The organism is Streptomyces yerevanensis, from assembly GCF_000716805.1.
In the GTDB taxonomy this organism is placed as follows: Bacteria; Actinomycetota; Actinomycetes; order Streptomycetales; family Streptomycetaceae; genus Streptomyces; species Streptomyces flaveus.
Genome location: NZ_JNWJ01000017.1, coordinates 1 through 21,787, shown reverse-complemented (window position 1 = coordinate 21,787; position 21,787 = coordinate 1). Strand labels below are relative to the sequence as shown.

General features: G+C 69.0%; 18 protein-coding genes and 1 pseudogene. 6 read left to right on the top strand and 13 right to left on the bottom strand.

The window, feature by feature from the left end; all coding sequences use genetic code 11:
• Nucleotides 1-14 precede the first annotated feature (14 nt).
• The 11 genes from OP79_RS19450 to OP79_RS19400 all read right to left on the bottom strand — a co-directional run bounded on the left by OP79_RS19450 (nt 15) and on the right by OP79_RS19400 (nt 11,979).
• On the bottom strand, nt 15-1,169 hold the full coding sequence (locus OP79_RS19450; RefSeq protein WP_033321529.1) for a thiolase family protein: 1,155 nt from the start codon (nt 1,167-1,169) through the stop codon (nt 15-17).
• A 303-nt stretch (nt 1,170-1,472) separates the two neighbouring features.
• Nucleotides 1,473-2,324: an enoyl-CoA hydratase/isomerase family protein gene (locus OP79_RS19445; protein WP_033321528.1), complete on the bottom strand. Its 852-nt coding sequence runs from the start codon at nt 2,322-2,324 to the stop codon at nt 1,473-1,475.
• Nucleotides 2,321-3,622: a CaiB/BaiF CoA transferase family protein gene (locus OP79_RS19440; protein WP_051744748.1), complete on the bottom strand. Its 1,302-nt coding sequence runs from the start codon at nt 3,620-3,622 to the stop codon at nt 2,321-2,323. The genes OP79_RS19445 and OP79_RS19440 overlap by 4 nt, the downstream gene beginning before the upstream one ends.
• A complete protein-coding gene (locus OP79_RS19435; RefSeq protein ID WP_033321527.1) occupies nt 3,619-5,202 on the bottom strand; it encodes a FadD3 family acyl-CoA ligase in 1,584 nt (527 codons plus the stop codon). Before OP79_RS19435 ends, OP79_RS19440 begins: the two co-directional genes overlap by 4 nt.
• 61 nt (nt 5,203-5,263) lie before the next feature.
• Nucleotides 5,264-6,415, bottom strand: a complete 1,152-nt coding sequence (locus tag OP79_RS19430; protein WP_245685380.1) for an acyl-CoA dehydrogenase family protein — start codon at nt 6,413-6,415, stop codon at nt 5,264-5,266.
• Nucleotides 6,412-7,413, bottom strand: a complete 1,002-nt coding sequence (locus OP79_RS19425) for an acyl-CoA dehydrogenase family protein (RefSeq protein ID WP_033321526.1) — start codon at nt 7,411-7,413, stop codon at nt 6,412-6,414. Before OP79_RS19425 ends, OP79_RS19430 begins: the two co-directional genes overlap by 4 nt.
• 3 nt (nt 7,414-7,416) lie before the next feature.
• Nucleotides 7,417-8,223 carry an enoyl-CoA hydratase/isomerase family protein gene (locus OP79_RS19420; protein WP_033321525.1) on the bottom strand — a complete coding sequence of 269 codons (807 nt, stop codon included), beginning with the start codon at nt 8,221-8,223 and terminating at the stop codon, nt 7,417-7,419.
• A gap of 140 nt (nt 8,224-8,363) precedes the next feature.
• Nucleotides 8,364-9,173, bottom strand: coding sequence for a FadR/GntR family transcriptional regulator (locus OP79_RS19415; protein ID WP_051744747.1), 810 nt, complete (start codon nt 9,171-9,173; stop codon nt 8,364-8,366).
• Between the two features lie 85 nt (nt 9,174-9,258).
• Entirely contained in the window at nt 9,259-10,035 is a 777-nt protein-coding gene (locus OP79_RS19410; protein WP_033321524.1) for an SDR family NAD(P)-dependent oxidoreductase, read from the bottom strand.
• Nucleotides 10,035-11,201 carry an acyl-CoA dehydrogenase family protein gene (locus tag OP79_RS19405; RefSeq protein ID WP_033321523.1) on the bottom strand — a complete coding sequence of 389 codons (1,167 nt, stop codon included), beginning with the start codon at nt 11,199-11,201 and terminating at the stop codon, nt 10,035-10,037. The genes OP79_RS19410 and OP79_RS19405 overlap by 1 nt, the downstream gene beginning before the upstream one ends.
• 133 nt (nt 11,202-11,334) lie before the next feature.
• A complete protein-coding gene (locus OP79_RS19400) occupies nt 11,335-11,979 on the bottom strand; it encodes a TetR/AcrR family transcriptional regulator (RefSeq protein ID WP_033321522.1) in 645 nt (214 codons plus the stop codon).
• 681 nt (nt 11,980-12,660) lie between these two features.
• Here OP79_RS19400 and OP79_RS19395 point away from each other — a divergent pair.
• From OP79_RS19395 to OP79_RS19375, 5 genes are all read left to right on the top strand, one after another.
• Nucleotides 12,661-14,169: an ABC transporter substrate-binding protein gene (locus OP79_RS19395; protein WP_245685379.1), complete on the top strand. Its 1,509-nt coding sequence runs from the start codon at nt 12,661-12,663 to the stop codon at nt 14,167-14,169.
• 9 nt (nt 14,170-14,178) lie between these two features.
• Complete coding sequence (locus OP79_RS19390) at nt 14,179-15,126, top strand: ABC transporter permease (protein WP_245685378.1); 948 nt, start codon at nt 14,179-14,181, stop codon at nt 15,124-15,126.
• The gene (locus OP79_RS19385) at nt 15,123-16,937 is read left to right on the top strand and encodes an ATP-binding cassette domain-containing protein (protein ID WP_169786207.1); all 1,815 of its coding nucleotides are present in this window, start codon (nt 15,123-15,125) and stop codon (nt 16,935-16,937) included. The genes OP79_RS19390 and OP79_RS19385 overlap by 4 nt, the downstream gene beginning before the upstream one ends.
• Complete coding sequence (locus OP79_RS19380; RefSeq protein ID WP_051744746.1) at nt 16,934-17,809, top strand: ATP-binding cassette domain-containing protein; 876 nt, start codon at nt 16,934-16,936, stop codon at nt 17,807-17,809. Before OP79_RS19385 ends, OP79_RS19380 begins: the two co-directional genes overlap by 4 nt.
• Before the next feature lie 184 nt (nt 17,810-17,993).
• Nucleotides 17,994-18,857 carry an NAD(P)H-binding protein gene (locus OP79_RS19375; RefSeq protein ID WP_033321521.1) on the top strand — a complete coding sequence of 288 codons (864 nt, stop codon included), beginning with the start codon at nt 17,994-17,996 and terminating at the stop codon, nt 18,855-18,857.
• Nucleotides 18,858-18,979: 122 nt separating this feature from the next.
• Here the strand turns inward: OP79_RS19375 and OP79_RS19370 are convergent, their stop codons facing one another.
• The gene (locus tag OP79_RS19370; protein ID WP_245685377.1) at nt 18,980-19,528 is read right to left on the bottom strand and encodes a MarR family winged helix-turn-helix transcriptional regulator; all 549 of its coding nucleotides are present in this window, start codon (nt 19,526-19,528) and stop codon (nt 18,980-18,982) included.
• Nucleotides 19,529-19,673: 145 nt separating this feature from the next.
• Between OP79_RS19370 and OP79_RS19365 the strand changes: the two genes are divergently transcribed.
• The gene (locus OP79_RS19365; protein WP_051744745.1) at nt 19,674-21,161 is read left to right on the top strand and encodes a carotenoid oxygenase family protein; all 1,488 of its coding nucleotides are present in this window, start codon (nt 19,674-19,676) and stop codon (nt 21,159-21,161) included.
• 217 nt (nt 21,162-21,378) lie between these two features.
• On the opposite strand, the pseudogene OP79_RS19360 reads toward OP79_RS19365, so the two are convergent.
• Nucleotides 21,379-21,787: pseudogene (locus OP79_RS19360) on the bottom strand (TetR/AcrR family transcriptional regulator); the annotation flags it as partial.

Genomic DNA, 21,787 nt, shown 5'->3' with positions numbered 1-21,787 from the left:
CTGATTCCCCTGGTTCAGTCGACGAGTTCGACGACGGTGGCGTTGGCCGTGCCGCCGCCCTCGCACATGGTCTGCAGGCCGTAACGGATCTCGCGGGCCCGCATGTGGTGGATCATCCGGGTCATCAGGATCGCTCCGGAGGCGCCCAGCGGATGGCCGAGTGCGATCGCGCCGCCGAGCGGATTCATCCGGGCCGGATCGGCGCCGGTCTCCGCGAGCCACGCCAACGGCACGGACGCGAAAGCCTCGTTGACCTCGTAGACCCCGATGTCGTCGAGCGTGAGTCCGGCCTTGCGCAGCACCTTCTCCGTCGCGGGGATCGGGCCGGTCAGCATCAGCACCGGGTCGGCTCCGGCGACCGCGCCGGCACGGTAGCGGACCAGCGGGGTCAGCCCGAGCTCACGTGCCTTCTGCGGGGTGGTGACCAGCAGGGCCGCCGCGCCGTCGGAGATCTGGGAGGCGTTACCGGCATGGATGACGCCGTCCTCCTGGAAGACGGGCTTCAGGGCCGCGAGCGTCTGTGGGCTGGTGCCCCGCCGCACACCCTCGTCGGTCCGCAGCGCGGGCGTCTTCGATCCGTCCGCGCCCAGGGGGGCGAGCTGAGCGTCGAACGCCCCCGAGTCCTGAGCCGCTGCCGCCAACTCGTGCGACAGAGAAGCGAATGCGTCGAGTCGGGCCCGCGAGAACCCCCACTTCTGCGCGATCTTCTCGGCGGAGACTCCTTGATTGAACGAGAAGTTGTCGTAACGGGCCAGGACACTGGGCGCGTACGGAGCACCGCCCGTCTTCGCCGCGCCGAGCGGCACCCGGCTCATCGTTTCCACTCCGCCCGCCACCACCATCTCGTACTGGCCCGACAGCACGGCCTGAGCGGCGAAGTCGAGGGCCTGCTGGCTCGAACCGCACGCCCGGTTCACCGTCGTCGCCGGAACGGACTCCGGCCACCCGGCGGCAAGAAGCGCGTACCGCCCGATGTTTCCTGACTGGTCGCCGACCTGCGACACGCAGCCCCACACCACGTCTTCAACGGCGGCCGGATCGATGCCGGTGCGTGCGACAAGGGCGTTGAGGGCATGGGCCGACAGGTCACCGGCGTGCACCCCGGCCAGGGCGCCGTTCCGTTTGCCGACGGGTGTGCGGACGGCTTCCACGATTACGGCTTCACGCATCACCTGATTCCTCACAGGATGCCCCGGTCTTCAGGCCGGAGATGAATCGGACTCCTGCGGAGCAGGGCAGGGAACGGGGTTTCACCCTCAGGGTCACAGACCGCCCACACGGTCGGGGAAACTGACTGTTGTGCGTTGCGAGAACCAAGCGCGTACGCCGTGCTGATCGAGAACCAAGACAGCACATGCACCTCCAAGCTTTGCCGTACGAACCCGGGCTGGTTTCAACCCGGCTGGTGTTGATCGTGGAAGACCTGTCAGGTCGCTGACCCGCAGGCAGCGTGAGCCAGGAATCCCCCTGCTTCAGCCGGGGGAGGATTCAATGTTCGCTGTCTCCTCGGTGGCGGGGCCGGACAGGGTGTTCACCGGCACCGCCCAGGTGCCGGTGAAGTGGGCGTCGCGCCTTTGCGCGAAGGCCGCGTACGCCTCCGCCGCGTCGCTCGTGGCGAAGTTGACGGCCTGAGCGCGGGCCTCGTTGGCGAGTGCGTCCCGCAGTGTGCGATCCGCTCCTTCGTTGAGCAGTGCCTTGCTCTGGGCCAGGGCCACGGGCGGGCCGCTGACGAGGCGGGCGCACAGGTCGTCCGTGAAGGCGTCGATCTCCGGGTCGGGCACCACCCAGGTCACCAGATGCAACGCCCGGGCCTGTTCGGCGTCGAGGGTCTCGGCGAGCAGAGCGAGACGCTTGGCCTGCTGCAGGCCTACGAGCCTGGGCAGTAGCCAGGAGCCGCCCAGGTCGAGCGAGAGTCCGCGCCGCGCGAAGATCTGCGAGAACGTGGCCGTCGGCGTGGCCACCACCAGATCGCAGCCCAGCGCGAGATTCCAGCCCGCGCCGACCGCCACACCGGTGACCTTGGCGACGGTAGGCACGGGGAGTTCGTGCAGGAGCAGGGCCACCTCGCTGAGGGTGCGCATGCGATACGTCGGGTGTTCCGCACGCGGGCCACCGGAGATGTCGGCCCCGGAGCAGAACGCGCCGCCCGCACCCGTGATGACGAGGGCGCGTACGCCACGGTCCTCGCCAGCCTTGGCGAGCGCGTCCCGCAGGGCCCGCCACAGCCTGTCGTCGAGCGCGTTCCTGCGGTGCGGCCGATTGAGGACGAGGGTGCGTACGCCTTGTCCGTCGTCGTGGGTCAGGAGAACCTCGTTGTTGCTCATCGGTGCTCGACTCCGGCCGGTGGCGCGGAAACGTCCGAGGCGGCGGCCGTCGTGGCTCTCACACCTTCTGACGTATCGAGAGAGGTCAACGCGTCCTCGGTGAAGCCCAGTTCGCGCAACACCGCTTCGGTGTGCTCACCCACGGCAGGCACATCTCCCATCGGCGCGACACGTCCTCGCAGCACGGGAGGCGGCAGGAGCGCCGGACTGGGCCCGCCAGGCGTGCCGATCTCGCGCCAGCGGTCGCGCGCGGCCAGCTGGGGATGGGCCAGGACCTCGCTGGGCTTGTTCAGCTTCGCGTTACCGATGCCGGCCGCGTCGGCGGCCGCCTGGATGACGCCGAGCGTCCGCTCCGCACACCACCGCGCGATCTCTCCGTCCAGCCACTCCCGTTCGGCGACCCGGCCGGCCGTGGTGGACAGTCGGTCGTCGTCCGCCAGGTCCGGCCGGCCGAGGAGGTCACGGGCGTAGCGCTGCCACTCGCGGTCGTTCGTGGTACCGAGCACCACCGTGTGACCGTCGGCTGTGAGGTAGGCCCCGTACGGCGCCACGGCAGGCGAACCCATGCCGACGGGCTGCTGGTCGATGCCGGTGTGCTGTGTGTACGTGAGCGCGTAGCCCATCAGCTCCGTCACCGTGTCGAACATGCTCACTGAGGCTGAGGCCGAGGCCGAAGCCGAAGCCGAGGTCAGGCCGGGGGAGTCCCCCCGGCCTGTCCGCCCCCGCTCGGCGAGGAGCGCCGTGATCGTCAATGCCGCGTACAGGCCGGTGCACACGTCCGCCATCGGCGGCCCGGGCTTGGCCGGTGCGCCTGGCAGGCCCGTGATCGCGCATGCGCCCGCCTCGGCCTGGACGAGCAGGTCGTAGGCGCGTTTGTGGGAGAGCGGGCCGCCGGGTCCGTAACCGTCGATCTCCATGGTGATGAGGTCGGGGTGACGTGCCGCCAGGTCGTCGGCGGTGATGCCGATTTTGGCGGCGGACCCGGGCGCGAGGTTCGATACGAACACGTCGGCCCGGTCGAGCAGTCGGTGGAGGACGTTCATCCCCTGCGGGGACTTCAGATCGAGGACGACCGACTCCTTGCCCCGGTTCACCCACACGAAGTGGGCGGCAAGTCCGTGCACCACGTCGTCGTAGTACCGGGTGAAGTCACCGCCGTCCGGCCCCTCCACCTTGATGATCCGGGCGCCGAGATCGCCGAGCGCACGCGTGCACAACGGGGCCGAGACGGCCTGCTCCACCGCGACCACGGTGACATCGGCCAAGGGCCCTGTGGCCACGGGTCCTTCGGCCGTCACACGCCCTCCCCGAACCACGCCCGCAGCTCGTCCTTGAGTACCTTGCGGCTCGCGTTGCGCGGCAGCTCGTCCACGAAGCGGACGTGGCGCGGCACCTTGAAGTTGGCCATGTTCGCGCGAGACCAGGCGACGATGCTCGCCTCGGAGGGCTGTTGATCCGGACGCGGGACCACGTAGGCGCAGCCGACCTCGCCGAGCCGTTCGTCGGGCACGCCGATCACTGCGGCCTCGGCGACCGACGGACAGCCGAGGAGCAGTCGTTCGATCTCCGCCGGGTAGGCATTGAACCCTCCGACGATGTACATGTCCTTCTTGCGGTCGACGATCGACAGGTTGCCGTCGGCGTCGAGCACTCCTACATCGCCGGTGCGCAGCCAGCCGTCCCTACTGATCGCGGCGGCTGTGGCCTCTGGTTCTTCCCAGTAGCCGCGGGTGACGTTGTAGCCACGCACCTGGATCTCGCCCGCCTCCCCGGGAGGCAGGACGCGTTCCTGGTCGTCGACGATGCGAACCTCCACGTCGGGAACCGGGCGGCCGGTGGTGCGGGCCACGGTCTCGGGCCCGTCGCCGAGCCGGGTGGTGGTCGCCAGGGCCGTCGACTCGGTCAGTCCGTACGCGCTCATCACGATGTCGAACGACAACTCGTCCTTCATGGCATGGATGAGCTGCTCCGGGATCGTGGTCCCACCGGTCATGGACACACGCAGCGACGACGTGTCATAGCGGGAGCGGCTCGGCAGATCGATCAGGTCCTGGAAGATGGTGGGCGGTCCGAGCAGGATGCTGACCTTCTCCCGGTCGATGATCTCCAGGGCCCGGTCCGCGTCGAAGACCGGCATGGGAATGACGGTCACCCCATGCAGGAAGGAGGCCAGCCAGCCCGCCTTGTAGCCGAAGCAGTGGAAGAACGGCGGGATGACGAGGAAGGTGTCCGACGGGCGGAAGGTGTACTCCCGCGCCATCCAGCCGTACGCGCGCAACGACTGCCCATGCGTGAGGATCACGCCCTTCGGATGGCCCGTGGTCCCGGAGGTGAACATCACGTCGGACACGTCCTGCGGCGTCACCCTGTCGATCGAGGCGTGCGCCGCGCCTTCGGTGACGGCCGCGCCGTGGGCCAGGAAGTCCGGCCACGCCAGATCGGCGTCGCCACGAGGTCCGAGGATCGAGACGCTCGTGCGAAGGGCGGGCAACTCCGGATCGTGCTTGCGTAGTTCAGCGACGTAGTCCGTACCGAGGAACGGCGATGCGAGCAGGGCCTTCGCGCCTGACTTCCGCAGGATGTACGTGAGTTCGGCGGCCTTGAAACGCGTGTTGAGGGGGACGACGATGCCGCCCGCCCCCTGCACACCGAGGGTGGCGACGATCCACTCCGCCGAGTTGGGGGCGCAGATTCCCACCCTGTCGCCGGGCCCGATGCCGAGCGCGAGCGCGGCTCGGACGGCCCGCGTCATCTGCCGCTCCAATTCGCCGAAGCTCCAGCGGACTTTGCCGTCGACGACGGCCGGTGCGTCATCGAAGCGCTCGGCCGCGCGCCGTATGGAGTTCGGGATGCTGAGGTATTCCTGGTCGTATCGCAATGACGGGCTCCGTTCGGGCGGTGCTCTCATCTCGTCGACGGGCGTGCGGGGAGGCGGCGGCTCAGGACGCCGACGGCAGGTGCAGGAGACGCTTGGCGATGATGTTGCGCTGGATCTGTGACGAGCCGCCGTACACCGACGCGGCCCGGGAGTAGAGGTATTCGCCGTACACCGCCCCGCCGTCCCGGTGGAGTTCCTCCGGCAGGACCGCGAGCGCCGTCTCGTACAGCCGCTGCTCGGCACGCGTCATCAGCAGCTTGTCGACCGACGACTCGGGGCCCGCTGGCCGCCCGGCGAGGCGTTCGGCCGTGCGGCGGCGTGCGTGCGCGACGAGCACCTGGTAGTCGACGACACACCGCCCGACGGCTGACACCAGCCCGTCCGGCAACGCGCCACGGTGCTCGCGCAGTTGTCGGCGCAGCCGCTCCAACAGCAGTCCGTACTTGGACAGATGGCCGGTGTCGAGGGCGTTGCGCTCGTAGTTGACGGTGGTCATGGCCAGCGGCCAGCCATCGCCCTCCGCACCGACGCGCTCGTCCACGGCCACTCGGACGTCGTCGAGGAACAGCTCGCAGAACTCGTCGTCCCCATTGGCCGCGCGGAGCGGCCGCACGGTCACGCCGGCTCGGTTCAGCGGCAGGGCGAACGCCGTGATCGAGGAGTGCGCGGGCGCGGCACGGTCGGTGCGGGCGAGGAGGAGACAGTAGTCGGAGTACTGGGCATAACTCGTCCACAGCTTCTGGCCGTTGACGAGGTAGTGCCCGCCGTCCTCGCTCCGCCGCGCATACGTGCTCATGCCCGCCAGGTCCGATCCCGCGCCGGGCTCGCTGAAGCCCTGGCACCACACGTCGTCGCCGGACAGCATGCGGGGCAGCAGCCTGGCTCGCTGGTCCTCCGAGCAGAACTCCAGCAGCGCGTGGGCGAGATAGCCGATCCTGGGCACGCCGGGCGCGCGGCATGCGCCGAGTTCGTCACTGACCGCCACCTGGTGGAGCGCGGTGAGGCCGCGGCCGCCGTAGCGCTCGGGGACATCGAGACCGACCCAGCCGCCCGAGTGGAGCTGCCGGTGCCACCGGTGCAGGAACTCGGCCATGGGTTCGCCGTTCCGCCGGCGCGGGAGCGGGTGCTCCGTGAGCCAGGCCCGCAGCTCGCGGCGCAGCATGTCCAGGTCGGCGGGATCACCGAAATCCAACGGGACGTCATGGTCGGTCACGATGCCTCCACCACATGAGGCCCGGACGGCGGCAGCGCGAGGGCGGTGAGCAGGTCCGGGGTACCCGTCAGCACGGTGGCGCCGACCCGGACCCTGCGCAGGTAGAGGTGCGCCATGTGTTCCCACGTCTGGGCGATGCCGCCGAACACCTGCATCCCCGCGTACACGGCCTCCACGGCGGACACGTCGACCTCGGCCTTGGCCACCCGGGCGGCGGCCAGGGCGGTGTCGGGGCCGGCGTGGTCGAGACACCAGGCCGCGTAGCGCGTGGCGCTCGCGCAGGCCTCCACGGCCACGGTGGCGTCGGCGAGCAGATGCTGCACCGCCTGGAAGGAGCCGATGGGTCGTCCGTACTGGCTGCGGTCGCGGGCGTAAGCCGTGCTCTGCTCGACGAACGACGCGGCGGCGCCCACGAGTTCACTGCTCACCATCACCAACGCCCAGGCCTGCCAGGCGTGCAGCTGCTCGGGGTCGAGCCGCCCGAGTACGGAGTCGGGGGTCCCCGGATGTGCCTCGCGGACGACGCGCAGCAGATCCGTGGTGGGAGCAGGCCCGCCGAGGTCGAGTGCCCGCACGGTGCCGTCGCCGCCGATCCACAGCGCGCTCTCGGCCCCCTCGGCATCCCAGGCCACGTGATCCGCCTCGCTGTCCCGGCCGGTGAAGCGCAGGTCACGTGTGAGGGCCACGGTGGGCCGGCTCTCGTACGGTGCATGGCGCCCGGTGGCCGCCAGCAGCCGCAGCACCTCCGGGGCCAGGAGCACGGTCCCCAGGAACGAGGTGGCCAGCGGCTGCCGTCCGTACTCCTCGGCGAGCAGCGCGCACTCCTGAGCGGAGGCCAACGGTGGGGTGGACCGCCGGAGTTCACCGAGGCCGAGCCCGTCGAGCGCCTTCTGGGCAGTGGTCCGCTCCGTCTGCCCGACCTCCGCAGCGTCGCATCGATGGTCGGCGGCGAAGGCGCGCAAGGCCTCCCGGACCAGCCGGAACTCCTCCGCCTCCATGCCTCACACCTCCTGACTGCGGGAATCGCGGCGTCGTGCCCCGCCGTTCGCGAGCGAGGTGACGATGCGCAGGTAGTCGGGGCTGGTCATGGTGGACTCCTCCGCCATCAGTGCCGCCTCCATGCCGCCGCGCGACACCTGCTCCATGACCACCGCCAGGGCCGCCTTGGTGGCGCGCAGCGCCTGTGCGGGCTGGGCCGCCAGCCGGTGTGCCAGGGCGAGCGCCTGGTCCCGCAGCTCGGCGGTGGCGACTACACGGTTGGCGAGCCCGAGTTCCACCGCCAGCGCGGGAGGAATACGGTCCCCGGTGAAGAGGTACTCCTTGGCGCGCAACAGGCTGGTGAGCAGCGGCCACAGCGTGACCCCGCCGTCCCCGGCCACGAGCCCGACGGAGACGTGGGGGTCGCAGAGATACGCGTCGTCGGCCATCAGGACGAGGTCGCAGCCCAGAGCGAGCGAACAACCCAGCCCCACGGCGGGCCCGTTGACCGCCGCGACGACCGGCAACGGAAAGCGGATCATCGCGGTCTGGATGGCCCGGTCGAGCCGGATCGAACGCTCACGCAGAGCCGGATCGCTGTGGTGGCGCAGCAAGTGCCCGAAGTCCCCGCCCGCACTGAACGCGCGCCCCGCACCCGTGAGCACGACGGCCCTCGCTTGGTCGTCCGCCGCGATCTCGTCCCAGACCTCGGCGAGGCGTCGGTGCAACTCCGCGGAGACACCGTTGAGTTGGTCCGGCCGACAGAGCGTGACGATGCGTACGTCTCCGTCGGCGGAGACGGTCAGGACGGGGCTTTCCTCGCCACCCATGGAACCTCCTCGTAGGAAGGCACGCGATGGCCGCAGAGCGGCTGCGACCCGCGCCGCTCACGCTAAAGGTCAGGCCGAAGAGGTGTCAATGCTCTTACCGTTTAATGAAAACGCCATTCTCTAATGCGTAAGACGAGATTCTATTCGCCTGCCATGTCGGTGTCGTCGAGCTCGAGCCGCTCCCGGCGGTCGATGCGGGACGCCGCCCGGGCGAAGGCGCACACATGCCTCTCCATACGACGCCTGGCCCCGGCTGCGTCGCGCTCGCGGATGGCCTGTGAGACCCGCGCGTGGGCGCGGGCCGTAACCCGACGGATGTCGTCGTCCAGGAAGTCCTCGATGTCCGTGGCCGAGTAGATCGAACGGGACAGGGCGCTCATGAAGCCGATCAGCAGTTCGTTCCCGGAGGCCCGCGCCACGATGGTGTGCCACCGGACGTTGGCCCGCAGAAACCGCGGGACATCCCCGGCGGCTCCCGCGTCGACCAACTCCGAGTGCGTCGAGTCCAGTTCGGCCAGATCCAGCTCGGTGCGACGGGAGGCGGCGAGCGCGGCGCACGCGGGCTCCACCGCCTCCCGCGTCTCGTGCAGCGCGTCGAGCCGGATCTGTTGCCCCCGGATCACCAACTGGACGGTACTGGCCAGCGACTCGCGGTCGGGGCGGTGCACGAACGCGCCGCCGCCTCGACCGGGCCGGATCCGCAGCAACTTCTCCACTTCCAGGATGCGCAGCGCCTCGCGCACGGTGGCCCGGCTCAGCCCGGTCTGCTCCACCAACTGCCGTTCCGGGGGCAGGGCCGAGCCCTCGGGAAGCTCACCGGACAGGATGCGCTCGCGCACGTCCGCCGCCAGTACGTCGGCCGCTTTCGGCACGGTGAGCGCGGTGAAGCGCGGCCCGGTGGAGGGCCCTGCGAGCCCGGTGGAGGTCCCTGCGCTGTCCTTGGAGGCCACGTGACATGCCTTTCCCTGCGTACGACATGGGTGACGGCCAGACCATTGAACAACGCGTCCTCTGAACAACGTGCCCTCGCCCAGGTCACATCACCAGACCCCCGTCCACCGGGAGTACTTGCCCGGTGACGAAGGACGCGGCGTCGGACGCGAGGAAGACGAAGACGCCGGCGACCTCCTCCGGCGTCGCCCAGCGGCCGAGGGGGATGCGTGCCAGCATCTGCGGCGCGAACCTCTCGTTCGTACGGATCGTTTCCGTCATCGGTGTCGCGGCCAGCGGAGCCACCGCGTTCACCAGGATCTGACGACGCGCCAGTTCGCGGGCCAGGGACTTGGTGATGCCGATGATCCCGGCCTTGGCGGCGGAGTAGTTGACCTGGCCGAGGGTGCCGGTGATGCCCGCGGAGGAGGTGACGTTCACGATGCGCCCCGTACCGTCCTCAGGGAGGAACGGCAGCGCCGCCTGCGCGCAGCGGTACGTCCCCATCACATGGATGTCGAGCAGGCGTGTGAAGTCGTCCTCGGGGAGCTTGTCGAACATCGCGGGTGCCGTCACACCCGCGTTGTTGACCAGGATGTGCAGCGTGCCGCCGGTCCTGTGCGCCGCGCGTGCCACGGCGGCGTCAGCCGCTTCCCGGTCGCGTACGTCGAGAGCCATGCCCAGAGCGCTCGCCCCCGTCGCGGCGATCTTCTCGGCCGCGGCGACCGCCGCGTCACCGTCGACATCGGTGACCAGAACGGAGGCGCCCGCGCGGGCCAAGGCTCCGGCCACGGCGGCGCCGATACCCTGGGCCGCCCCGGTGACCAGCGCGGAGCGCCCCGTCAGATCGAACAGGCACGTGCTGTCGTACGTCGTCGTCATCAGTAACTCCTCGGCAGTCCCAGCGTGTGTGAGCCCAGGTAGTTCAGGACCATCTCCTGGCTGATCGGTGCGATCTTGAGCAGTCGTGCTTCCCGGAAGTACCGCGCGACGGCGTACTCCTCGGCGTATCCCATCCCGCCGTGCGTCTGCAGTGCACGGTCGGCGGCGTCGAACCCGGCATCCGCGCACAGGTACTTGGCCGTGTTCGCCTCACGCCCGCACGGCCGGCCGTTGTCATAGAGCCACGTCGCCTTGCGCAGCACCAGTTCGGCGGCGTCGAGCCTGGCCAGCGAGTCGGCGAGCGGGAACTGCAGGCCCTGGTTCATCCCGATCGGACGCCCGAACACCTCCCGCTCATTGCCGTACTTCACCGCACGCTCCAGGGCGACCCGGCCAAGCCCCAAGGCCTCGGCGGCGATCAGCATCCGCTCCGGGTTGAGTCCGTCGAGCAGATACCGGAACCCTTCGCCCTCCTCGCCGACCCGGTCGGCGACGGGAACGCGCAGAGCGTCGATGAACACCTCGTTGGAGGTGACGGCATTGCGCCCCATCTTCGCGATGGGCCGGATGTCGACATGCGCGCGGTCCAGGTCGGTGAGGAACAGCGTCATGCCGTCGGTCCTCCGCGCCACCTCGCCGACCCGTGTGGTGCGCGTCAGCAGCAGGATCTTCTCCGACTCGACGGCCTTGGAGATCCATACCTTGCGTCCGTCGATGACGTAGTGGTCGCCTTCGCGGCGCGCGAACGTGGTGATCCGTGTCGTGTCGAGACCCGCGCCCGGCTCGGTGACGCCGAAGCACACCTGTAGATCACCCGTGGCCACGCGCGGCAGTGTCCGCCGCTTGAGGTCCTCGGAACCGTGCACCACGACGGGGTGCATGCCGAAGATGTTCAGGTGGATCGCGCTCGCGGCGTTCATCCCGCCGCCCGAGCGAGCGACCTCTTCGAGCAGGAGAGTGGCCTCGGTGATCCCGAGCCCGTGGCCTCCGTACTCCTCGGGAATGGTCAGCCCCAGCCAGCCGCCGCCTGCGACGGCGGCGTAGAACTCCTCCGGGAACGCGTGGTCCCGGTCCTTGCGCATCCAGTACTGGTCGTCGAAGTCGCGCAGGAGCCCTGCGACGGTCTTGCGGATCGTTTCCTGGTCCTCGGTGAGCTGGAAGTCCACGGTGCGAGCACCTCCGCGACGCTGTTGCGTCTTCGGTGAACCTGCTAAAGGTCAGACCGAAAGGTACTGCACACCGAACTGGTTGGGATAGGTCCGTTCGCCGCGTATGGCGCCGAGTTGGGCGACTGTCCGCTCACCCGTCTGCGTCTACGTCTGCATCTGCGTCTGTGTCTGCCTCGTCGTGGTCGTCGTCGAAGAGCAGCCGTACGAAGTCGGTGACGGGCCCGACGATGTCGAGGCCCTGGTCGAGTACCCACTGCAGTTGGAGCCCGTTGAGCACGGCGTGGAAGAGGACTGCGGCGTTCTCGGGGCTGACGCCTTCGCGCAGTCTGCTGCGGTCCGCCTTGTCGTGGAATCCCTCGACGAACTGCGCGCGCCCGCGTTCGTAGCGCTCGACGAAGTAGGTGTGGGCGGGATGATCCGGCCGTGAGGCCGCGGCGGCGAGCTCGATCCACAGGCGCATCAGCTCTGGCGCCTTCTGGTGGTGGCGGATGAGCTCGCCGAGGTAGGGGGCGAGCTGATCGGGGCTGTCCACCTCTTTCAGGCCCTGCTGCCATTCCTCCGTGTCACGTTCGGCGAGTACCTCGGCGAGGAGCTCGTCCTTGTTGCGGAAGTGATGCAGGAGGCCGGCGTGGGTGATGCCGGCTCGTTCCGCGATGTCGCGCAGGGAGGCTTTGGTGTAACCGTTCTCGGCGAAACTGTCGCGTGCCGCCCGTACGATCTCCGCTTTGCGGGCCGGTGTCTTGGCGTACGGCCCACGCGCTTTTGCCTGACCCACGGTGCGTTCACTCTCCTCGACGAAGCCGGTCCGGGATGGTCCTGCGCGGCAGCTGAGCCCTCAAAACTTACCACTGGTTGGGATTTGCGTGTTCGTCGCACCCCGGTGACGGCCGGTCGAAAGGTAACGCTCTGATTACGAAGGCTGATCGCACTCTTCCCGCGCTTGCTGTACGGGCTTACCGTCCGAGCGAAAACTAACCACATGGTATGGGTTGGTGTGCTCGCTCCTCCAGAGCCGCCAGAGCAGGCGGACGCGCCATGGACGACGACTCCGGCAGATCGTCGGACCGGTAGACGCATAACCCCAACACCCGTACGACGCAGAGCACTTCAGCTCCACCCCTGGCCGTCGGGCCATGGCGCAGGCCTCGTCAGACGCTGGTTCCCGGACGAAGGAGTCCATCCCATGCGCATACGACACCCACACCCGCGATCGCACGCTCGAGCCCCAGGGCCTGTGTCGGAAGTGGCGCCTGCCGGGCGACGCCTGGCAGGCACTCTCGCCGCACCGGGCGAAAGCCCAAGTACGTCCGGTCCATCGACGGGGCCTTGCACCCGGCACGCCGAGAGCACGCTCCCCCACGCTCGAACCCGAGCTCGCGCGGGGGGACCCCCATCGCCGCCGCCCGGCCCGCCCTTCGGGCGGACGACGCCACTTCCGACACAGGCCCTGGCCGCCGTGGGTGTCACCGCGGTGCTGCTCGCATCGTCGGCGTGCAGCAGCGAGTCGACAGGAGCGTCCTCGTCCTCGGGGGACACGCTGGCGCTCTCGATCTTCGGCACGCCCAACTCGTTCGATCCCACCCAACTCCTCGAAGGCCAGCAGACGTACGTCTGGGACTCGGTCTACGACACGCTGCTGATCCAGGACAACGCGGGCCGCCTCCAGCCCGGCGCGGCTCAGAGCTGGCAGTACTCCGCCGATGCGCGGACCCTGACGCTGAAACTGCGCACCGGCATGAAGTTCAGCTCCGGCGCGGCGGTCGACGCGGCAGCCGCACAGGCGACGCTGGAGCGGATCAGGACGACGCCCGGGCCGAACCAGGGGGTACTCGCCTCCGTGGCCTCGGTCGAGGCACCCGATTCCCGCACCGTGGTGATCAAGCTGAAGCAGCCGGACGGTTCGCTGCTGACCTCGCTCTCCACGGCCGCGGGCGTCATAGGCGACCCGAAGACGATGACGTCCAAGAGCGCCGCGCTGAACCCGGTCGGCTCCGGCCCCTACACCCTCGACAAGGGCGCGACGGTGAACGGGTCGGTGTACGTGCTCAAGCGGCGTGACGACTACTGGAACAAGAAGGCCTACCCCTTCCGGACCGTCAAGATCCGAGTGATCTCCGACCAGACCGCGGGCGCCAACGCACTGAAGGCCGGCGAGACCAACGCCGGCACCGTCGACGTCGCACAGGTCAACTCCTTCAAGTCGGCGGGTTTCGAGACCAAGCACGTCCAGGCGACCGCCGTGGCGTCCCTGGTGCTGGGCGACCGCGAGGGGTCCGTGCTCGAGCCGCTCGGTGACGTGCGGGTCCGCAAGGCGATCAACATGGCCTTCGACCGCGCCAAGATGGTCAAGCAGCTGCTACGGGGCTCGGGCGCGCCGACCGAGCAGATCTTCAACCCCCAGGGGCCGGGCCACGATCCCGCGCTGGACCAGACGTACTCCTACGACCCCTCAGCCGCCAAGAAGCTGCTGGCGGAGGCCGGTTACGCGAATGGCTTCTCCGTGACCATGCCGAGCCTCGTGTTCACCAAGCCGTTCGAGCCGACGTTCACGCAGGCGCTCGCCGACATCGGGATCAAGGTGAAGTGGCAGTCGGTGCCGCCCCAGCAGAGCGTCTCCGCCATCGCCTCCAAGAAGTACCCGATGTTCCTGATCGTCGACGGGCTGAACACCACCCCCGTCGAGGCGCGCGGCTTCTACAGCCCCACCGGCTACCGCAACGTGTTCAACTCCACGGATCCCAAGCTCTCCAAGCTTCTGGACCGGGCGAACCGGGAGCTGGACCCGGCGAAGGCCGCGGACATCTACAAGGAGATCAACAAGTTCGGAGTCGAGAACGCGTGGTACGGCCCCGTGTTCTACATCGGCAGCGACTGGGCGACCAAGAAGGGCATCACCTACCTCGGTGACGGTTCCTCGACACTCGCCACCGTCCGGCAGTTCGGCGTCGCCGACCAGGCTTCGTAAGAGAGCCGCATGATGATCCTCTACGTGTTGCGTCGCCTTGTCGCGGGTCTGGTGCTCGCCGTCCTGGTGACCATGATCACGTTCGCCCTGCTCAGCACCTCCTTCGACGACGTCGCCAGCAGCATCGTCGGCAGTGGCGCGACACCCGACCTGGTCGAGGCCCAGAAAGCCCAACTGGGCCTCGACCGCCCGCTGTTCACCCAGTACCTGGACTGGCTGTCCCACGCGGTACGCGGCGACCTCGGCCTCTCCTACTTCACCAGCGAGCCCGTCCGGTCGGCCATCGCGGCCCGCCTCGGCGTCACGCTGTCGATCGTGCTGGCCGCCCTGCTCGTGACCGTGGTGATCAGTGTGGTGCTCGGCGTCCTGGCGGCCACCCGCGGCGGCGCCGTCGACCGGATCGCCCAGGGCGTGTCGATGACCGGCTACCTGGTGCCGAACCTGCTGATCGCGATCGCCCTCGTCTATGTCCTGGCCATCGAGCTGCACTGGCTCCCGGCCACCGGCTACACACCGCTGTCGGAGGATCCGGTCCGCTGGGTCACCACGATCACCATCCCGGTGGTCGCCCTGATGATGAGCGGCGTCGCGAGCCTCACCGCCCAGATCCGCGGCGCCATGATCGGCGAACTGCGCAGGGACTACGTACGCACCCTGCGCACGCGGGGGATACCGACCCGGTCGATCGTGCTGCGCCACGCCCTGCGGGGCGCGGCCGGACCGGCGCTCACCGTGCTGTCGCTGGAGTTCATCCAGATGCTCGGCGGAGCGCTCATCATCGAGCAGGTCTTCGCGCTGCCGGGCTTCGGCCAGTACGCCTTCAACGCCTCCTTGCAGGGCGACATTCCGATCATCATGGGCATCAGCCTGTTCGGAGTGCTGCTCGTGGTGGGCGTCAACCTCGTCGTCGACCTGGTCAACGGCTGGCTCAACCCGAAGGCGAGGATCCTGAGTTGACCACCGAACCCCACGCCACCGGCCACCACGCCACCGAACGCCGCGCCGCCGAGCCCGGCCGCCGCAGGTCGCCGCTGCGCAAGCTCCTGACGGACTCTCAGGCGGTCATCAGTGCGGGTCTCCTCCTGGTCGCGGTCCTCCTCGGCCTGCTCTCGCCGCTGTTCACCGACCACGGTCCCAACGACGCCTCACTCGACGCGGTCAACGCCGGTGCCGGAACCCACGGTTACCTGCTGGGAGGCGACGAGAGCGGCCGCGACATCTTCGCGCGGCTGCTGGCCTCCATCAACACCAGCGTGGTCTCCGCCCTCATCGGCACGAGCATCGCCCTGGCCATCGGTGTCACCTTCGGGCTCGTCGGCGGCTACTTCGGCCGCCACGTCCGGGGCGTCACCGAGTGGGTCTTCAGCCTCGTCATGACCTTCCCGGGCCTGCTGCTGCTCATCGTGCTGCTGCCGGTGACGGACGGCGACTACCGCGCGACGATGCTGATCTTCGGCATACTGCTCTCGCCCGGGATCTACCGCCTCGTACGCAACCTCGTGCTCGGGGTGAAGAACGAGCTGTACGTGGACGCCGCCCGCGTCTCGGGCCTGCCCGACCGGCGCATCCTGCGACGGCACGTGCTCTCCGTCGTCCGGGGACCGGTCATCATCGCCACCGCGTTCCTCGCCGGTTCCTCCATCGCCGTCCAGTCGGGCCTAGCCTTCCTCGGCGTCGGATCAAGTTCGGTCCCCAGCTTCGGCGCGATGATCTCCGAGGGCTTCGCCAACCTCTACGAGGAACCCCTGCAGTTCCTCTGGCCGAGCCTGATGCTCGGCATCATCACCGCCTCGCTGGTGCTGCTCGGCAACTCGCTGCGGGACGCCCTGGAGGGCGGCCGGCCCAAACCGTCCCGGATCGCCGCCCCCGAGCGCAGGCCGGCCACGCCGTCGGCAAAGACCTCGGGTTCGGCCCCGGGGCTGCTCACCGTCGAGGACCTCGCCATCGCCTACCCGACACCGTCGGGCGAGCTGAAGGAGGTCGTCAGCGGCGTCACCCTGAGCCTGGAGGCGGGGCAGACTCTGGGACTCGTCGGCGAATCGGGCTCCGGCAAGACCCAGACCGCCTTCGCCGTGCTCGGAGTGCTGCCGTCGGACGCGGTCGTCACGCGTGGCTCGATCCGGCTCGACGGACGCGAACTCCTCGGCCTGAGCGAGGGCGACCTGAGCGGCGTACGCGGGACGTCCATCGCGTACGTACCGCAGGAGCCCATGTCCAACCTCGACCCCAACTTCACGGTGGGAGCCCAGCTCGTCGAGGGCGTCCGCGCGGCCTCGCCGATGTCGCGGCGCGACGCCCGCGAGCGCGTCCTCGCCCTCCTCGACCGGGTCGGCATCTCCGACCCGAAGCGCACCTACGCCTCCTACCCGCACCAGATCTCCGGCGGCATGGCACAGCGCGTACTCATCGCCGGCGCGGTCGCGAGCCGCCCGCTGCTGCTCATCGCCGACGAGCCCACGACCGCTCTCGACGTCACCGTGCAGGCGGAGATCCTCGATCTGCTGCGCGACCTGCAGAAGGAACTGAACATGGCGGTGCTTCTTGTGACCCACAACTTCGGCGTGGTCGCGGACATCTGCGACCGCGTCGCCGTCATGCAGCAGGGCCGGATCGTCGAGACGGGCGACGTGCTCGACCTCTTCACCACTCCACAGCACGCCTACACCCGGATGCTGCTGGATTCCATCCTCGACGAGCACGCGCCGCGCACCGACGGTCCGACCGCGGACGGGCTCGAGACGGACGCGTTCGAGAAGGAGGCGCGATGACAACGGCCCTGCTCGACGTGAGCGACCTGTGCGTCGCCTATCCGGGACGCGGCTTCCGCGCCCGCCCGCATGAGGTGCTGCACGGGGTGTCCCTGGCGGTGGACCAGGGCGAGACGCTCGGCATCGTCGGCGAGTCCGGGTCCGGCAAGACGACCATCGGCCGGGCGGTGCTCGGCCTGGTGAAGCCCAGCGGCGGACGCATCGGCTTTCTCGGCCAGGACATCACCCACTGCACGGCCAAAGAGCGCCGCGCCCTCGCACGCTACATCCAGGTCGTCTTCCAGGACCCGTACAGCTCACTCAACCCGTCCCTCACCATCGGCGACATCCTCAGTGAACCCCTCGTGGTGCAGGGGGCGACCGCACGCGGCGCCCGGGCGCGTGTGCACGAGCTGCTGGATCAGGTGGGGCTGCCGGCGGACACCTTCGCACGACTGCCGCGCGAGTTCAGCGGCGGCCAGCGTCAACGCGTCGCGATCGCCCGGGCCCTGGCTCCGGGGCCGAAGCTGATCGTCTGCGACGAGCCGGTCTCCGCACTCGACCTGTCGACACAGGCACGTGTACTCGACCTTTTCGTCGACATCCAGCGGCGTACCGGGGTCGCGTATCTCTTCATCTCCCACGATCTCGCGGTCATCCGGCATGTGAGCCACCGGGTGAGCGTGGTCCACCGAGGCGACATCGTCGAGACCGGCCCGGCCGGCCGTGTCACCTCCGAACCCGAACACCCCTACACACAGCGCCTGTTGCTCGCCGCGCCGGTCGCGGATCCGGTCGAGCAGCGGAACCGGCGCGTGGAGCGACAGCGCCTGGCAGCCGCCCTTCCGACCGCAGGAACCCATCGCAACTCGCCTCTGAAACAAGGAAGCTGACGCTGGCTCAACTTCCGCCCTGGTTCCTCCACCGTGCTGAACTTCGGGGAGGTGGAGAACACGCGCGCAGGCGGTAAGTGGGGTCACCCCGCGGAGAGTCCCTTACTTTCAGGTATGTACTGATGAAAAGTTAGTGCTTCCCTCTAGGGTCGGTCGCGTACCTACCCAAGAAGGAGTGCCAATCATGGGCATCGTCGTCACCGGCGCCACCGGACACCTCGGCCGTCTCGTCATCGATGAACTGCTGGAGAAGGTTCCGGCCGACCAGGTCACGGCCGTCGTGCGCACCAAGGAGAAGGCCGCTGACCTGGCGGAGCGCGGCGTGCGGATCGCGGTCGCCGACTACAACGTTCCGGAGACCTTCGACGGCCTGTTCTCGGCCGGCGACAAGGTGCTGCTGATCTCCAGCAGCGAGATGGAAAAGAGCCGCTTCGCACAGCACAAGGTTGTCGTGGACGCCGCCAAGGCGGCCGGTGTGGCGCTCCTCGCCTACACCGGCACCGCCGCCAGCCTCAAGGCTTCTCTTGCCGACGACCACCGCGCCACCGAGCAGGTCATCCTGGACTCCGGCGTGCCCTATGTCCTGCTGGGCAACTACTGGTACCACGAGAACGAGACGGAGCAGCTCGGCCAGATCCTGGCGCACGGTACCGTGCTGCGGGCCGCGGGGGAGGGTCGGGTCGCCTCCGCCAGTCGCGCCGACTACGCCGCCGCTGCCGTCGCTGTACTGACCGGCGAGGGGCACGAGAACAAGACGTACGAACTGGGCGGCGACGAGGCGTGGAGCCTAGCCGAGTTCGCGGCCGAGATCGGCAGGCAGACCGGCAGGGAGATCGCCTACACCCCCGTCCCCGCCGACGCTCTCACCGGCATCCTCACCGAGGCGGGCGTGCCCGGCCCTGTCGTCGCCATGCTCGTAGGCGTGGATGTGTCCATCGAGAAGGGCGAGTTGGCCGTCCTCACCGGCGATCTCTCGCGCCTCATCGGCCGTCCGACCGCACCGATCGCCGATTCCATCGCGGCGGCGCTCAAGTCACTCGAAGGCTGAGGTCCAGGCCGGATCCGCGACGGCGGAGCGGGGGACCGGTACGGTGGCTGACGCGCCGTGTCCGGTTCCCGCCGCCCCACGGCCCGCCCTCCCCGCCGACCGGCGCCCCCGTGCTGGGGGCGTCAGCGCGGCGGAACCAGCCGTCGCTGTGGTTCGTCGAGCGGCTGGGGCTCATGCCGGGAGACCTTGGCGAGCAGGCGCGCGAGGGTGAGCTCCTCGTCGGGAGTCAGGTGCTCCAGCCAGCTCTTCTCGCGATGCGTGCTCCACCAGTGCAGAAACTCGTCGATGACGGTCTCGCCCTGCTCGGTGAGGGCGACGACGAGCATGCGTCCGTCGTCGGGCCGGGGCGTTCGGGTGAGGAGGCCGGCCCGTTCCAGGGTGTGCAGTGCCGACGTGACGCTCGCGGTGGAGACGCTCAACAGGTCGGCGAGTCTGCGCGGGGACATCGGGCCGTCGTACTTGAGCGTGGTCATCAGCCGGAAGCCGGCGAAGGTCAGCCCGGCCGGGCGGGCGAAGTTGCTTTCGATGTCGCGTTCGATCTTCTTGGCGACCCGGACCAGGTTGAAGCCCACCGACGCGGACGCCAGGTGCGGGTCGGCGTCGGGCAGGTCGAAGCCGGAGGCGGCGGCCAGCCGTTCGCCTTGGTGCCGCACGGCCGGATCTTGTGTCACGGACACCACTCTGCCTTCGTCACCAGCACCCCCACAAGGGACTCACGATCCGTTTCCTGCCCGCCACTGTCTTGACATATCGGTTTCGGGGGCCTTCTACTGCACCCAAGTCGCTAGAAGTCTAGCAACCTCTCGGAGGTCATCCATGACAGCGCCGTCTACGCCCTCCCCGAGCCGCACGGGCATGCGGTTCCCCGACCGTCCGATCTACTCGGGCTGGGACACCCCCTCGCGCGTCGAGGCCGATGTGTTCGAGATCGAGGCCGAGGGGGAGATCCCCCGCGACCTGCGCGGCCGCTACTACCAGATCGCTCCCGATCCGGCCTTCCCCAACCGCACTGGCGACGACATCCCCTTCAACGGCGACGGCATGCTGCGCATGTTCACCTTCGCCGACGGTCACGTCGACTACCGCAGCCGCTATGTGCAGACCGAGAAGCTGAAGCTGGAACGCGCGGCCCGCCGTTCGCTGTACGGCGCCTACCGCAACCCCTACACCGACCACTTCACCGTGGCGGGCAAGGGCCGGGGGGCGGCGAACACCAGCGTCGTCTTCCACGCCGGGAAGCTCCTGGTCCTGAAGGAGGACGCCCGCGCCACGCGGGTCGACACCGACTCCCTTGAGACGTACGGGGAATGGGACTTCGACGGTGCGGTCACCAGCCCGACCTTCACCGCCCATCCCCGCATCGACCCCGTGACAGGTGAGATGTTCGCCTTCGGGTACGAGGCGAAGGGCCTGGCCAGCCGGGACATCGCGTACTACGTCATGGACGCTCACGGCAAGGTGCTGCACGAGGTGTGGTTCAAGGCCCCGTACACCAGCATGATCCACGACTTCGTGGTCACCCAGGACTATGCGATCTTCCCGGTCATGCCCACCACCACCGACCTCGACCGGCTCAAGGCGGGCGGACCGCACTGGCAGTGGGACCCGTCCAGGGAAACCTGCCTAGGAGTGATGCCCCGCCACGGCACCGCAGACCAGATCCGCTGGTACCGCGGCCCGGCCCGGTGGGCCTACCACTTCTTCAACGCCCACAACGAAGGCACCACGATCCACATCGACGGCTGTGTCTCCCAGGCGCAGGCGGCCCCGTTCCTGTACCCCGACCCACTCGCCTATGACATCACCAAGGGCGTGCCCAGGATCACCCGCTGGACAGCCGACTACGCGGCCGACGAAAGCAACGGCTTCGAAGAGCAGGTACTCCAGCCCGAGTTCACCGAATTCCCGCTCGTCGACGACCGGGTGGAAACGGGCCGGCAGCGCATCGGGTTCGCCGGCGCCCGTGTCCTCGGTGACGAGCACAAGGGCGACAACGGCATAGCGCTTCTCAACTCGATCCTCCGCTACGACTTCGACAAGCAGCAGGCCACCGGGCAGTACGTCCTGCCCGAACACTTCACCTTCCAGGAGCCGGTGTTCGTGCCCCGCGACGACGACGCACCCGAGGGCGACGGCTATCTCCTGGTCCTGGCCAACAACTGGACCACGATGCTGAACGACCTGCTCATCCTCGACACCGCCGAGCTGGCCGCCGGTCCTGTGGCCACCCTCCATCTCCCCCTTCGCCTGCGCAGCGGCATCCACGGAACCTGGGTCCCCGAGCACCTCGTCCAGGCCGGCTGAGGTTCAACAGGAGGCACCGACATGAGCTGGTCGAACGAACCAGCCTGGCAGTCCCGGATCCGCCTCGGAGGCAGTCAGGCTCTGGGCGCGGGGATGCGGGCCGGGATCACCTGCATGTGAATTTGTGCTCACATAAAACTTGAGGGCAAGTTCATGTGCTGCCCGTCGCTCGGCAAAGAGCTCCCTACGTGCTTGTGTGCGGCGGCAGGCCTGGGGCTCAGTGGCCTGCCGGGGCGCCGAGAAGGTAGGAGACGACCGCCGTCTGGAGGTGGCTGCGCAGCTCGTTCCAGGGCAGTGGGCGCTCGGACTCGAGGAACTCGCCCTGGGTGATGCGGTGCGCGATCGTGGCGTAGGTCAGGCGGAAGGCGAAGTCCAGCGCGGCCTCGGGGTCCGGATGCGCGACGGGTGTGTGACGCAGTGCCTCGGCGAAGTGGCGGTTGCCCTCGGCGCTGACGCGCGAACCCTCGGCCCGTACCGCTTCGTGCCGGGTGCCGAGCAACAGGAAGACGCGCAGCAGGGCCTCGTGGGCCTGGAAGGCGTCGGTGATCGCGCCGACCGCCTCGGCGATGGCCACGGCCGGATCGCGCAGGATGCGCAACCGCTCCACGGACATGCGCTCCGTGATC

What these genes read in the sequence shown, in the direction of transcription:
- OP79_RS19380 (WP_051744746.1), top strand. Translation starts at nt 16,934, where the DNA reads ATGACAACGGCCCTGCTCGACGTGAGCGACCTGTGCGTCGCCTATCCG.
- OP79_RS19365 (WP_051744745.1), top strand. Translation starts at nt 19,674, where the DNA reads ATGACAGCGCCGTCTACGCCCTCCCCGAGCCGCACGGGCATGCGGTTC.
- OP79_RS19425 (WP_033321526.1), bottom strand. Translation starts at nt 7,413, where the DNA reads ATGGAGGCGGAGGAGTTCCGGCTGGTCCGGGAGGCCTTGCGCGCCTTC.
- OP79_RS19375 (WP_033321521.1), top strand. Translation starts at nt 17,994, where the DNA reads ATGGGCATCGTCGTCACCGGCGCCACCGGACACCTCGGCCGTCTCGTC.
- OP79_RS19390 (WP_245685378.1), top strand. Translation starts at nt 14,179, where the DNA reads ATGATGATCCTCTACGTGTTGCGTCGCCTTGTCGCGGGTCTGGTGCTC.
- OP79_RS19420 (WP_033321525.1), bottom strand. Translation starts at nt 8,223, where the DNA reads ATGGGTGGCGAGGAAAGCCCCGTCCTGACCGTCTCCGCCGACGGAGAC.
- OP79_RS19445 (WP_033321528.1), bottom strand. Translation starts at nt 2,324, where the DNA reads ATGAGCAACAACGAGGTTCTCCTGACCCACGACGACGGACAAGGCGTA.
- OP79_RS19450 (WP_033321529.1), bottom strand. Translation starts at nt 1,169, where the DNA reads ATGCGTGAAGCCGTAATCGTGGAAGCCGTCCGCACACCCGTCGGCAAA.
- OP79_RS19410 (WP_033321524.1), bottom strand. Translation starts at nt 10,035, where the DNA reads ATGACGACGACGTACGACAGCACGTGCCTGTTCGATCTGACGGGGCGC.